Source organism: Thioalkalivibrio sp. ALJ4 (assembly GCF_000377225.1).
In the GTDB taxonomy this organism is placed as follows: domain Bacteria; phylum Pseudomonadota; class Gammaproteobacteria; order Ectothiorhodospirales; family Ectothiorhodospiraceae; genus Thioalkalivibrio.
On sequence record NZ_KB897917.1, the window covers coordinates 527,564 to 539,933 of the forward strand.

Annotated in this window: 10 protein-coding genes; 6 read left to right on the forward strand and 4 right to left on the reverse strand. The window is 64.0% G+C overall.

The genetic code is table 11. From position 1 onward, the window contains the following. Positions 1–24: 24 nt before the first annotated feature. The gene (locus C936_RS0102500; protein WP_018139788.1) at positions 25–1,191 is read left to right on the forward strand and encodes a hypothetical protein; all 1,167 of its coding nucleotides are present in this window, start codon (positions 25–27) and stop codon (positions 1,189–1,191) included. Positions 1,192–1,262: 71 nt separating this feature from the next. Here C936_RS0102500 and C936_RS0102505 read toward each other — a convergent pair whose 3' ends face one another. The 3 genes from C936_RS0102505 to C936_RS0102515 are packed head-to-tail and all read right to left on the reverse strand — an operon-like array spanning position 1,263 to position 5,856. Further along, positions 1,263–2,246 carry a DmsC/YnfH family molybdoenzyme membrane anchor subunit gene (locus C936_RS0102505; RefSeq protein ID WP_012981473.1) on the reverse strand — a complete coding sequence of 328 codons (984 nt, stop codon included), beginning with the start codon at positions 2,244–2,246 and terminating at the stop codon, positions 1,263–1,265. Between the two features lie 17 nt (positions 2,247–2,263). Beyond that, entirely contained in the window at positions 2,264–2,995 is a 732-nt protein-coding gene (locus C936_RS0102510) for a 4Fe-4S dicluster domain-containing protein (protein WP_012981474.1), read from the reverse strand. Then, complete coding sequence (locus C936_RS0102515; RefSeq protein WP_018649154.1) at positions 2,992–5,856, reverse strand: molybdopterin oxidoreductase family protein; 2,865 nt, start codon at positions 5,854–5,856, stop codon at positions 2,992–2,994. Before C936_RS0102515 ends, C936_RS0102510 begins: the two co-directional genes overlap by 4 nt. Positions 5,857–6,081: 225 nt before the next feature. On the opposite strand from C936_RS0102515, the gene C936_RS0102520 reads away from it, so the two are divergent. Both C936_RS0102520 and C936_RS0102525 read left to right on the forward strand, forming a co-directional pair. Beyond that, positions 6,082–6,618 (forward strand): metallophosphoesterase family protein, encoded by a 537-nt coding sequence (locus C936_RS0102520; RefSeq protein ID WP_012981476.1) that lies wholly within the window; start codon positions 6,082–6,084, stop codon positions 6,616–6,618. Positions 6,619–6,744: 126 nt separating this feature from the next. Next, positions 6,745–7,350 (forward strand): CBS domain-containing protein, encoded by a 606-nt coding sequence (locus C936_RS0102525; RefSeq protein ID WP_012981477.1) that lies wholly within the window; start codon positions 6,745–6,747, stop codon positions 7,348–7,350. A gap of 69 nt (positions 7,351–7,419) precedes the next feature. On the opposite strand, the gene sat is transcribed toward C936_RS0102525, so the two are convergent. Next, positions 7,420–8,610, reverse strand: coding sequence for a sulfate adenylyltransferase (sat, locus tag C936_RS0102530; RefSeq protein ID WP_018139791.1), 1,191 nt, complete (start codon positions 8,608–8,610; stop codon positions 7,420–7,422). 524 nt (positions 8,611–9,134) lie between these two features. On the opposite strand from sat, the gene C936_RS0102535 reads away from it, so the two are divergent. Genes C936_RS0102535 through aprA form a run of 3 tightly spaced genes read left to right on the forward strand, consistent with a single transcriptional unit; the run spans position 9,135 to position 12,328 of the window. Further along, positions 9,135–9,911, forward strand: a complete 777-nt coding sequence (locus C936_RS0102535; RefSeq protein WP_018139792.1) for a hypothetical protein — start codon at positions 9,135–9,137, stop codon at positions 9,909–9,911. Positions 9,912–9,950: 39 nt separating this feature from the next. Beyond that, positions 9,951–10,430, forward strand: coding sequence for an adenylyl-sulfate reductase subunit beta (aprB, locus tag C936_RS0102540; protein WP_038038494.1), 480 nt, complete (start codon positions 9,951–9,953; stop codon positions 10,428–10,430). Then, positions 10,430–12,328, forward strand: a complete 1,899-nt coding sequence (gene aprA, locus C936_RS0102545) for an adenylyl-sulfate reductase subunit alpha (protein WP_018139794.1) — start codon at positions 10,430–10,432, stop codon at positions 12,326–12,328. The genes aprB and aprA overlap by 1 nt, the downstream gene beginning before the upstream one ends. Positions 12,329–12,370 lie beyond the last annotated feature (42 nt).

The following is a 12,370-nucleotide window of genomic DNA, read 5'->3' on the forward strand; positions in this document are numbered from 1 at the left end:
CCCTGCAAGGAGTCACCGACCGTTATGCAAGCCGGCCCCCGCGAGATCACCACGCCGTTTCGGCCCATCCCCCTGGATATCCCGGAGGGCATGAAACCCAACGAGTTCTTCAACAGCACCGAGAACCTCGCCGACCTGGTGAACAACAACGGGCTGCTGGTCAATCCGGAAAACCTCCTGCTCTACCGCAAGGCGCTGGGGCACAGCAACGAGTTCGACTGCTCTATCATCTACAACACCTCGCAGACCATCCTCGACCCGATGGGGCGCCCGGTGCGGCGCACCCAGGTGCCGGAGCCGGTGCGGCATGTCTGGAACCGGATGAACGGAGTGATCATCGAGTACATGCTGGAGCAGTACCCGGACCCGGCCGAGGCCCTGGTGCTGGCGGGCGAGGCCAGCCTGGACGCGACCTGGCCGCTGACCGCGCCCGGGGTGCCCAGTATCCGCATGCTGCACAACCATTTCATCGTCTTTCCGATGGCGACGCTGGCTGAAGCGCCGCTGGCCGATCCCGGTAACCCCAACCTGACCGATGGCGGCCAGCACAGCCTGTTCCAGGCCTATATGCGCGATGTCTACCGGGCCTTCTTTACCCGCGCCCTGGACCTGCAGATCCTGCGGCCCGCGCCCGATCACGAGGCTCGACTCGCGCTGACCGGCTACCCGCACGGCCTCCCGAGCTGGGAGATCCAGGGTGGGGTCGAGGCGTTGAAGGACATCCGCTTCTGGCGCGAATACGACGCGGTCCTGCAGGGCTTTCTGGACTTCTACCGCACCTTCTTCTCGCAGGTCTCCACCCGCAATGCCCCGATGCCCGAGGGCGTGCACTTCCCCGATGCGGTGGAGGAGGTCCTGCTGTTCAACAACGACTTCCTCAAGACCGCCAAGAAGGTGCGCGATCGCTGCTTCACCGACGCCAAGTACGCCCATGCGATCCGTTGGCAGCCGGCCTTCAAGCAGCTGATTTACCGCAACGACGAGGGCCGCTTGATCGTCACGATCAGTCAGAATTCGATCGGCAACGCGATCACTGAGCTGCTGGGGGTGGTGGTCAACCGGGTACCGGACGCGGAGGCCTACGAGCACGTCGAACCGGCCCTGGTCGAGAAGTTGCTGGAGGTGCGCCGCCGCCTGGTAGAGCTCGATCTGGGTGAGGGGATCACGACCGAGGGCTGGTCGGCGGTCTGATCGGAGCGATTTGGGGCTGGGCCCCGAACCTGGATGGGCCGGGAGCGGTCAGGCCGCCCCCGGCTGTGTCCTCAGGCCACCGACTGGTAGTAGATGTTCTGCGGGTGGTTGGCCTGGGCGAAGAAGAACCAGCGCTCGGCGACCATGCCCAGATACTGGATCACGAACGCGGCGATCAGCAGGTTGACCGGGTCGATGCGGGCGACCAGCACGACCAGCAGCAGGATCGCCGGGACCACGAATGCACCCAGCAGGAAGATCCACTTCATCCCGCGCAGGAACGCGGCCGACATGTGGTGGAAGAATTCCCGCGTATTGAATGACCCGCCCATGAAGCCCTGGGACTTCTGCTGGATCTTCGGGTGCTTCACCCCGATCGCGGTCTGCAGCGTGGACTTCGACTTGATACGGGAGTTGCGCACCAGCGATGCGCTGCGGGTACCCAGTCCCAGAAGCGTCAGGACGATCGCGACCGTCGCCAGGAAGGCGACCAGCGGGACACCGGCCCAGGCCGCATAGGCGGCCGCCAGGGTGAAGCCGTTGGCGGCCCCCAGCACGGTGTAGTTGACCACGGTCAGCGGGGAGTGCCATTCCTGCAGGAACTTGATGCAGGCGTAGATCATCGCGGTCGTTACATACAGCACGATGGCCAGCAGCGCCCCGATGGCGCCAAGCACGACGGTCAGCAGGACGGGGACATCCCCGGCCAGCGTACCCAGGGCCGGGTTGAACCCGAACGCATGGGCCGCGCCGTACAGGAACACGACGCCCATGAACGCCGGGAGTACGATCACCTCGCGCGAGAGCCAAGAGGTGCGCCACTTGGTGGCGGTGCGCCAGGCGCGTTCCGGCCGCCCCAGGTGAAAGAATGAGGCGATCAGCCCAAGCACCAGGAAGGCCAGCGCGAGCGCGGAGCCCAGGGCCAGGAAGTCCGAACCCGGGGGCGGCAGCACGCCCAGCAGGCTCAGTGCCTCGGCACCGAACAGGCCGAGAAACAGGCCCTGGCCGGCGCCGATCAGGGTGGTGAGGAAAATGACCGAGAAGGCTGGATGCATAGTGTCTTCGTCCCTGTTTACCAGCTGGTGACGTCGTCGAGCGAGGGTTCGTCCTGCCCGGGCTTCGGCAACTGACTGTCGATCTTCAGCGGGTTGTCCGCGCGTTCGACCTCGTCTTCGCGGATGGTGAGCTGGGTCTTGCGCCGCGGCAGGTAGTGGTTGGCCGGCTTGGACCCCCATTCCGGCATCAGCTGGTAACCACCGGCCTCGCGGATGGCCTTCGAGACGACCGACTCGGGGTCATGGATATCGCCGTAGAGCCGCGCATTGGTCGGGCAGGCCCGCACGCAGGCCGGCTTGCGATCCCATTCCGGCAGCTCCTCGTTGTAGATGCGGTCCACGCACAGGGTGCACTTGGTCATCACCTTGCGTTCGGCATCCACCTCGCGCACGCCATAGGGGCAGGCCCAGGAGCAGTACTTGCAGCCGATGCACTTGTCGTAGTCGACCAGCACGATGCCGTCCGACTCGCGCTTGTAGGACGCCCCGGTCGGGCAGACCGGCACGCAGGGCGGCTCTTCGCAGTGCAGGCAGGACTTGGGAAAGTGCACCGTCTCGGTGTTCGGGTATTCACCCACCTCGAAACTCTGCACCCGGTTGAAGAAGGTGCCGGTGGGGTCCGCGTCGTAGGGGTTCTGGTCGACCAGTGGGCCGGCATCGCCGGAGGTGTTCCATTCCTTGCAACTGGTCACGCAGGCGTGGCAACCCACGCAGACGTTGAGATCGATGACGAGGGCGAGTTGGGTCATTTCTTGCCTCCTATGCCCGCAAAGAAGTTCAAAACACGTGCCCGTGTGGACTGGCCGGGGTACGGTTTGAGCGGCTTGAACTGGGGAGAGGTCTCCTGCGGCTCCCCTACTTCGGCCTTGTAGATTCGTACGCGGACGTCATACCAGGCCGCCTGACCAGTCACCGGATCGGAGTTCGAGATCGGGCCGCTCTGCCCCGGCAGCTCCTCGGAGATCAGGTGGTTCAGCAGAAAGCCCTTGCGTGACTCGTTGGCGCCCGGGGTCAGGTTCCAGGCCCCCGCGGCCTTGCCGATCGCATTCCAGGTCCAGACGGTGCCGGGCTCGACAGCCTCCGAGTACTTGGCCATGCAGCGCACCCGGCCCCAGGGGCTTTCCGCCCAGATCCAGTCCTCGTCTTCGATGCCGGCGGCCCGCGCGGTGCGCGCGTTCACGTACAGCAGGTTGTGGGCGTGGATCTGGCGCAGCCAGGCGTTCTGGGAGTCCCAGGAGTGGTACATCGCCATCGGCCGCTGGGTGACGGCCGCCAGCGGGTAGGTGTGCTTGTCCGTGGACTGGTGTTCCAGCGGGTCATAGTAGAAGGGCAGCGGGTCGAAGAAGGTCTCGACGCGCTTGGCCAGGTGCGCCGGCGCCTTGCGCGTGGGCCCCTTGCCCTGGGCGGCGGCGCGGAACTTCATCAGCACCTCGGAGTAGAGGTGGATCAGCACGGGCTCGCCATAGCGCGTGATGCGGTTGCGCTGCGACCACTCCAGATAGCCCTTGTTCCAGTTACGCATGTACTGGTAGCTGCGCGGCAGTTCGTACTGGAAGACGCAGTTGTTCTTCGCGTACATCTCCCACTGGTTGGGGTTGGGTTCGCCACGCAGGGACTTTTCGCCGCCCTTGCCGCGCCAGCCGGCCAGGAAACCGATGCCGGAGCCCGGCTCGGTCTCGTAGTTGACCACGAAGTCCGGGTAGTCGCGGAACTTGCGATCGCCCTTCTCGTTCACGAAGGCCGGTAGCCTCAGGCGCGACCCGAGCTCGATCAGTACATCCTGGAAGGGCTTGCACTCGCCCTTGGGCGGCACCACCGGAATGCGCACCGAGTCCACCGGGCCGGTGAACTCGGAGATCGGGCGATCCAGCATCGACATTACGTCGTGGCGTTCCAGATAGGTGGTATCCGGCAGCACCAGGTCGGCAAACGCGGTCATCTCGGACTGGAAGGCATCCGCCACGACCAGGAACGGGATCTTGTATTCCCCGTTGTCGTCCTTGTCGTTCAACATCTTGCGGACCTCTTCCGTGTTCATGGTCGAGTTCCACGCCATGTTGGCCATGAAGATCAGCAGGGTGTCGATCGGGTAGGGGTCGCCGCGCCAGGCATTGGTGATCGCGTTGTGCATCATGCCGTGCACGGCCAGCGGGTACTCCCAGGAGAAGGCCTTGTCGAGTCGCACCGGCTCGCCCTTGTCGTCCACGAACAGGTCGTCCGGGCTGGCCGGCCAGCCGAGCACCATGCCGTCCAGCGGCTTGCCGGGCTGAACGCCCTCCGGCCCCTTCGGCGTGCGGGCGCAAGGCGGGATCGGACGCGGGAACGGGGCCTTGTGGCGGAAGCCACCGGGGCGATCGATCGTGCCCAGCAGCGACATCAGGATCGACAGCGAACGGATGGTGTGGAAGCCGTTCGAGTGTGCGGCCAGCCCGCGCATCGCATGGAAGGAGACCGGGTTGCCGGTCACCGACTCGTGCTCCACACCCCAGGAATCGGTCCAGGCGATCGGCAGCTCGATGCGCTGATCGCGCGCGGTCACGCCCATCTCGTGGGCCAGGCGGCGGATATCCTTGGCCGCTATGCCGGTGACGCGCTCGGCCCATTCCGGGGTGTACTCCGCGACCCGGTCCTGCAGCAGCTGGAACGAGGGCTTCGCCCGTGTCCCGTCGTCGAGTGTGAATTCTCCGAGCAGGTAGGGGTCGGCGCCCGGGGTGTGGGTGGCGACCGGGCGCCCGGTCTTGCGATCCCACCAGAGCTGGTTCTGCGCGTCGTAGCAGCCTTCTTCCGGCGGATCCTCGGTGCGCAGGAACATGCCGAACTCGTCCTGGTCCTCGTCCATGTTCACCAGCTGGCCGGCATTGCTGTAGCGGACCAGGAAGTCGCGGTCGTACAGGCCCTTGTTGATGATCTCGTGGATCAGGGCCAGCAGCAGGGCGCCGTCGGTCCCCGGACGGATCGGGACCCATTCGTCGGCGATCGCGGAGTAGCCGGTGCGCACCGGATTGATGGAGATAAAGCGCCCGCCCTGGCGCTTGAACTTGGAGATCGCCACCTTCAGCGGGTTGGAGTGGTGGTCCTCCGCGGTGCCGATCATCACGAACAGCTTCGAGCGTTCCAGGTCGGGACCGCCGAACTCCCAGAACGAGCCGCCGATCGTGTAGATCATGCCGGCGGCCATGTTCACCGAGCAGAAACCGCCGTGCGCGGCGTAGTTGGGGGTGCCGAACTGCTTGGCGAACAGCCCGGTCAGGGCCTGCATCTGGTCACGCCCGGTGAACAGCGCGAAGCGCTTCGGGTCGGTCTCGCGGATGTGCCCGAGGCGCTCGGCGAGGATCTCGAAGGTCTCCTCCCAGGAGATCGGCTCGAACTCGCCGTCGCCCCGCTCGGCGCCGGGCTTGCGCCGCAGGGGCTGGGTCAGCCGCGCCGGGGAGTGCTGTTTCATGATCCCGGAGGCGCCCTTGGCGCAGATCACGCCCTCGTTGATTGGGTGCTCGGGGTTGCCGTCGATGTACCGTACCTCCCCGTCGCGCAGGTGCACCCGGATGCCGCAGCGGCAGGCGCACATGTAACAGGTGGTGTTCTTGATTTCGTGCGACGGGGTCTGTGCCATAAATCGTCAACGCCTTGTAAGTTAGACAATCGCGATATACTGCAATACCCCTTACTTCGGTCGGGGTTACCCCCACTATGCAGTTCCGGGGTGCCCACCACAAGGGAGTCAAAGATGGATTCTGCGTGCCCGTTCGGATGCCTCGAATTGGGCCTGGGCGCAGGGCGGGGCGCGGCAGTGTTATCGTCCCGGCACTGGAATTTGGCAACAGAGGCCTGCGAACCCATGAAGGTATGCATTGTTTCCGACAGCCATGACCGCGGCCCGATGCTGGCCCGCGCGATCGAGGCCGGTATTGTCGAGGGCGCCGAGGCGGTCATCCACTGTGGCGACGTGATCGGCGGCAATACGCTGCGGGCCTCGCTGAAGCTGGGTGTGCCGATACACGCGGTGCATGGCAACAACCTGGGGGACCCGGTCGCGATCTCGCGCATCGCCCATCAGTCCAACGGCCTGCTGCACTACTACGGGCTGGATGCCACGATCACCCTGGGGGGGCGCCGCATCTTCGTCACGCACTACCCCCATTACGCCCATGCGATGGCATGCACGGGTGACTACGACCTGGTCTGCTGCGGCCACAGCCACGAGACCGAGATCCGTCAGCAGCCGCATGTGCAGGATGGCTCCACTTGGGTCGTGAATCCCGGCACGGTCGCGGGTCTCGGCGCGCCCGAGGCGACCTGGGCGCTGGGGGATCTCGACCGCATGTCGTTCGAGATCCGGCCAACGCCGGAAGAGGCAGCAGCCGGAATCGAGTGACCCATCGGGGTTCCCTGGCGCCTCCCCGGCGCTGCGCCGCCCCGCGGTTTCGTCAGACGGGACCCGCTTGTCAGCGCGCCCATCTCAGGGCATCGTCTAGGTTCCCACCCTGGATGGAGAAATGCGATGACCGCAGAATTCCCGCACAAGCCCCTGCCATCGAGCAAGGCAGCTCCCGGAACCGGGCTTCAGCAGGTAACCGACGAGGAACCGCGGGTTACGCTGGCCTCCTCCGCGTTGTGTGTGCTGACCGACTTCCGCCGAGTGCCGGTGGCCACAATTGGTCCCGACGCGACCCTCGGTCAGGCGACGGAGCAGATGATTGCCAGGGGTGTGCGGTTGCTGATCGTGGTCGACGACGCGCGGCAGGTGCGCGGGTTGATTACGGCTCGCGATACGCAGGGGGAGCGCCCGATCCAGATGGTGAATGAGCGTGGTCTGCGGCATGAGGACCTCCGGGTCCGTGACCTGATGGCGCCCCTGGATGATGTGGATCTTCTGGACATGCAACGGGTGATGCAGGCGGACGTTGGCGACATCATCGCAACCCTGAAGGACTGGGGGCGTCAGCATGCGCTCGTGGGCCAGACGGATCCGGCGACCGGCGAGACCCGCATCCGGGGCATGTTCTCGGCCACGCAGATTGGCCGCCAACTGGGCGTGTCGGTGCAGACCTTTGATGTCGCGCGGACCTTCGCCGAGATCCAGGCGGCATTGTCGAAGACCTACTGAGAACGCAAAAAGGTGGCGGGATCTCCCGCCACCTTTTCTGTTTCCGGGCTTTGACGCAGTCGAGCCCGGTTACTGATTGATGCTCTGGTAGTAGTCCATCAGGATCTCGGCCACCTCCGGGCGGGAAAACTCGGGCGGGGGTGCCTCGCCGCGGCCCAGCATCTCGCGCACCTTGGTGCCGGACAGGAGCACGAAGTCCTCCTTCGTGTGGTCGGGCGCATCACACATCATGACCACGCGGCCGAGCTTCTTCGAGAAGGCGGTGTGGTCCGCTCGGAAGATCTCGATCTCCAGTGCGTCGCTCGGGACCTCCGTGTCGAAGATGGTCTGGGCGTCGAACGGTCCGTAGTAGTCCCCAACCCCGGCGTGATCGCGCCCGATGATGAAGTGGGTCGCCCCCATGTTCTGCCGGAACAGCGCATGGAGCACGGCCTCCCGCGGCCCGGCATAAAGCATGTCGAAGCCGTACCCGGTGATCATCACGGTGTTCGGGGGGAAGTAGATCTCGGCCATCTTGCGAATGGCGGCGTCGCGCACCGGGGCCGGGATATCGCCGGGCTTCAGCTTGCCCAGCAGCATGTGGATCACCAGGCCATCGGCGCCCAGCTGGTCCAGTGCCATGCGGCATAGCTCCTCGTGAGCGCGGTGCATCGGGTTGCGGGTCTGGAAGGCCACCACCTTGTTCCAGCCGCGTTCCGCGATCTCGTTGCGGATCTCGACCGCAGTGCGGAAGGTGTCGGGGAAGTCATCCTGGAAATAGGAGAAGTGGAGCACCTGGATAGGGCCCGACACGCAGACGCGGCCCTCGCTGTTGAAGGCGGCCACCCCGGGGTGTTCCATGTCGGTCGTGCCGTAGACCTTCTGCGTCATGGTCTCCATCTGTTCGGGGGTGAACTCCTCGATGGCCTCGACTTCCTGGATGGCGAGTACCGGGTTCCCCTCCATGTTGGGATCGCGCAGGGCAATTCGCTTGGCCCCGCGGATGGCGTCGGCATTCTCCAACAGGTTTACCACCGGGACCGGGAAAAACAGGCCGCTGGTGGTCCGCATGTTCTCCGCGCAGCCCATTGCGTCTGCGACATTCATGAAGCCGGTCAGGGGTGTGAAATAGCCCCCTCCCATCATCACGGCGTTGCCGGCGGCCGCAGAGCTGATCACCACGGAGGGGAGGCTTTCGGCCTCTTTCAACAAGGCATGGTGTTGTTCGGGGTCGTAGACAAACAGGGGCTTCAGGGTGTCTGCACCGTGCGGTTTGATCATGGGGCTTTATCTCCTGCCGACGCTGGATGTGGACTGCATGGATTGGGCGGATTATCCCGCCGAGTGTCGTGCTCGGGCCGTACGTGGCCAGCCGGTCTGGTCGCCGGCCGTGCTGCAAGTCGACCCTGAACGTAGCACAAGATAGTCCATAAAGCGCCGGGTTACTTGACCCCTTGTCGGCCGCGTCTGGAGCGGCGCGGTTCATCAATCGGCTGCCGTTCGGTCCCAATGCGGGTTTCGTGGTTGATTAAAGGTTCTTGTGCTGGTCGCCACATTACTTTCCAGTCGCGCGACCGGCTTGTGGCGCGCAAAGCCCGTGAAAGCAGCTCCATAGATTAGCGTTTCCCTAAATAAGCATATGACCCCATACATTGAACTTATGTCTCGGCAAGCAAGTTTGATTTGAAGCACAAGATGGAGTTGGCACAGACTCGGTGGGCCAATTGGACACTCTGAGGAGGCCTGACGCCGTGATCACTAGTAATCCCTTTGCCGAACTGGCTGCGTTTATTCCACCAGCCGCAATGCAGTGGTATGTCGTGCTCATGGTCATTCTCGTGGCCGGCGGCACGATCCTCGACATGATGCACAAGAGGAGTGCCAAGTACTTTTTCGAGAACGCCAAGAAAGCCGAGAAGAATGCGAGCCGAAGCGTGAGCGGTGGCGAGAAATTCTCGCTGGCGATGCAGACCATCGGGAAAGAGGTCATCACCTCCGGCGAATTCAAGAATCCGACGCGTCGTGCCTCCCACCTCTTCACCATGTGGGGCTTTATCGTTTTCGTCGTCTCCTCCGCCGTGCTGATCTTTGGCTACGCGGCCGAGCCGGCCGCCGGCGTGTGGCCGCTCCTGTGGCACCTGGGCGCCTTGTCGCTCGCCTTTGGCGGCTACTGGTTCTGGTTTTTCATTCGTGTCGATGTCAATTCCGAAGGCCGTCGCTGGTACCAGCTGGTCCGCGCGGACCTGTTCATCGTGTCGCTGCTGGCGATGTCGACGTTCGCCATTCTGTGGTCGCTGACCCAGGGCGCAGGTGCCCTCGGCTGGCTCTTCTTCGTGCTCTTCCTCGCGGCTACCACGACCCTGTTCGCAACCGTCTACTGGTCGAAATTCGCGCACATGTTCTTCAAGCCCGCCGCGGCCTACCAGAAGCGCCTTACCCGGGCCGACGGCTCCGCCGAGAACCTTCCGACCCTTACGCGTGATGACCCCGAGCAGCAGCAGCGCCATTCCATGGAGTTGCTGCGCGACGCGCCGATGGAGATGGGGAAGGGTATCCAGCGTGAAGCGCCCAACCACTACTAAAGCCATTTACCCGAGCATCAGCATCGATCGAGGACTACCATGCCAACTTTCGTATACATGACCCGTTGCGATGGCTGTGGATACTGCGTGGATATCTGCCCGTCAGACATCATGCATATCGACGAAACCACCCGTCGTGCCTACAACATCGAGCCCAATATGTGCTGGGAGTGCTTCTCCTGCGTGAAAGCCTGCCCGCACCACGCCATTGACGTGCGCGGCTATGCGGACTTCGCGCCGCTTGGGCACAGCGTACGCGTCGACCGCGACGAAGAGCGGGGAACTATCGCCTGGAAGATCAAGTTCCGCGATGGTCGCGAAAAGGAGTTCCTGTCGCCCATTACCACCAAACCCTGGGGCAAGCACATCCCGCAGCTGGCCGACGTTCCTGCGCCGGACAAGTCGATGAGGGACAGCCAGCTGCTGTTCAACGAGCCCAAGTACATCCGTATGGATGAGGGGGATCTGCACACGCTTGAGGCCGCCGGTCTCAAACTGAAAGAAGGGGTGTACTACTGATGGCCTACAAGACAATCGTCGAAGACAACATCGACATCTTGGTTTGTGGCGCCGGCCTGGGCGGCACGGGCGCCGCCTGGGAAGCCCGGTTCTGGGGCCAGGACAAGAAGGTCGTGATTGCGGAGAAGGCCAACATCGACCGCTCCGGCGCCGTGGCCCAGGGCCTGTACGCGATCAACTGCTACATGGGCACCCGCTGGGGCGAGAACAACCCCGAGGACCATGTTCGCTACGCGCGTATCGACCTGATGGGCATGGTGCGCGAGGATCTGCTGTTCGACATGGCGCGCCACGTGGATTCCACCGTGCACCAGTTCGAGGAATGGGGTCTCCCGCTGATGCGCGACCCGAAGACGGGCGCCTACCAGCGGGAAGGCCGCTGGCAGATCATGATCCACGGCGAGTCCTACAAGCCGATCGTGGCCGAGGCCGCCAAGAAGTCGGCCGATACGATCTACAACCGCATCTGCGTCACCCATCTGCTGATGGACGAGTCCAAGGAGAACCGGGTGGCCGGCGCCGTGGGCTTCAATGTGCGCACCGGCAACTATCACGTCTTCAAGTCGAAGACGGTAATCGTTGCTGCCGGCGGCGCATCGATGATCTTCAAGCCGCGCTCGGTCGGTGAAGGGGCGGGCCGTGTCTGGTACGCGCCCTGGTCTTCCGGCTCGGCCTACGGTCTGCTGATCAATGCCGGTGCCAAGATGACCCAGATGGAAAACCGCATCGTGCTGGCCCGCTTCAAGGATGGTTACGGCCCGGTCGGTGCCTACTTCCTGCATCTGAAGACCCGCACGCAGAACTGCAACGGCGAAGAGTACGAGTCCAAGTGGTGGCCGCAGCTGCAGGAGATGGTCGGCAAGGAGTACCTGGATCCGGAGGTCTCCCACCGGACCCATCGCCCGATCCCGACGTGCCTGCGCAACCACGCGTTCCTCAACGAGGTGAATGCCGGCCGTGGCCCGATCCACATGGTCACCATGGAGGCCTTCCAGGATCCGCATCTTGAAGAGGTGGGCTGGGAGAACTTCCTGGGTATGACCGTCGGCCAGGCCGTGCTCTGGGCCGCCACCGACGTGGACCCCAAGAACGAGAACCCCGAGCTGACCACCTCGGAGCCCTACGTGATGGGCTCGCATGCCACGGGCTGTGGAGCCTGGTGCTCCGGTCCGGAAGATGTTTCCCCGCCCGAGTACTTCTGGGGCTACAACCGCATGACCAGCGTCGAAGGCCTGTTTGGTGCCGGCGACGCCGTGGGCGGGACGCCACATGCGTTCTCCTCCGGTTCCTTCACCGAGGGCCGGCTGGCCGCGAAGGCTGCCTGCAAGTACATCGACGATGGCAAGGCCGACGGCATCCGCGTCTCCGATTCGCAGATCAACAAGCGCAAAGAGGAGATCTACAAGCCGCTCGAGCACTACAAGATCTATAGCAACGAGGTTGTGGCCGGTTCGGTCAATCCGAACTTCATCAACCCGCGCCAGGGTCTTGACCGCCTGCAGAAGCTGATGGACGAATACTGCGGCGGCGTGACGGTCAGCTACATGACCAACGAGAAGCTGCTCAATATCGGCCTGAAGAAGATGCACATCCTCGAAGAGGATCTGGACAAGCTGGCGGCGGAGGACATCCACGAGCTGCTGCGTGCCTGGGAGCTGAAGCACCGCGTGCGCACGGCCGAGAGCGTCTTCCAACACACGCTGTTCCGCAAGGAAACCCGCTGGCCGGGTTACTACTACCGAGGCGACTACATGAAGCTCGACGACAAGAACTGGCATCACCTGACCGTCTCTCGTCGTGACCCGAAGACGGGCGAGTACACCATGGAGAAGGCGCCGTGCTATCACCTGGTCGACAAGGACGAGGCCCCGGCCGAACCCGAGAAGGCGGAAGCCTAGGGTGCTAACGTGACGGGGTCGGGTGCGGCCCCGTCACCACGG

Excerpts from the sequence above, each read along its gene's own strand:
- C936_RS0102500 (WP_018139788.1), top strand. The coding sequence starts at position 25 with ATGCAAGCCGGCCCCCGCGAGATCACCACGCCGTTTCGGCCCATCCCC.
- C936_RS0102505 (WP_012981473.1), bottom strand. The coding sequence starts at position 2,246 with ATGCATCCAGCCTTCTCGGTCATTTTCCTCACCACCCTGATCGGCGCC.
- C936_RS0102510 (WP_012981474.1), bottom strand. The coding sequence starts at position 2,995 with ATGACCCAACTCGCCCTCGTCATCGATCTCAACGTCTGCGTGGGTTGC.
- C936_RS0102515 (WP_018649154.1), bottom strand. The coding sequence starts at position 5,856 with ATGGCACAGACCCCGTCGCACGAAATCAAGAACACCACCTGTTACATG.
- C936_RS0102520 (WP_012981476.1), top strand. The coding sequence starts at position 6,082 with ATGAAGGTATGCATTGTTTCCGACAGCCATGACCGCGGCCCGATGCTG.
- C936_RS0102525 (WP_012981477.1), top strand. The coding sequence starts at position 6,745 with ATGACCGCAGAATTCCCGCACAAGCCCCTGCCATCGAGCAAGGCAGCT.
- sat (WP_018139791.1), bottom strand. The coding sequence starts at position 8,610 with ATGATCAAACCGCACGGTGCAGACACCCTGAAGCCCCTGTTTGTCTAC.
- C936_RS0102535 (WP_018139792.1), top strand. The coding sequence starts at position 9,135 with ATGCAGTGGTATGTCGTGCTCATGGTCATTCTCGTGGCCGGCGGCACG.
- aprB (WP_038038494.1), top strand. The coding sequence starts at position 9,951 with ATGCCAACTTTCGTATACATGACCCGTTGCGATGGCTGTGGATACTGC.
- aprA (WP_018139794.1), top strand. The coding sequence starts at position 10,430 with ATGGCCTACAAGACAATCGTCGAAGACAACATCGACATCTTGGTTTGT.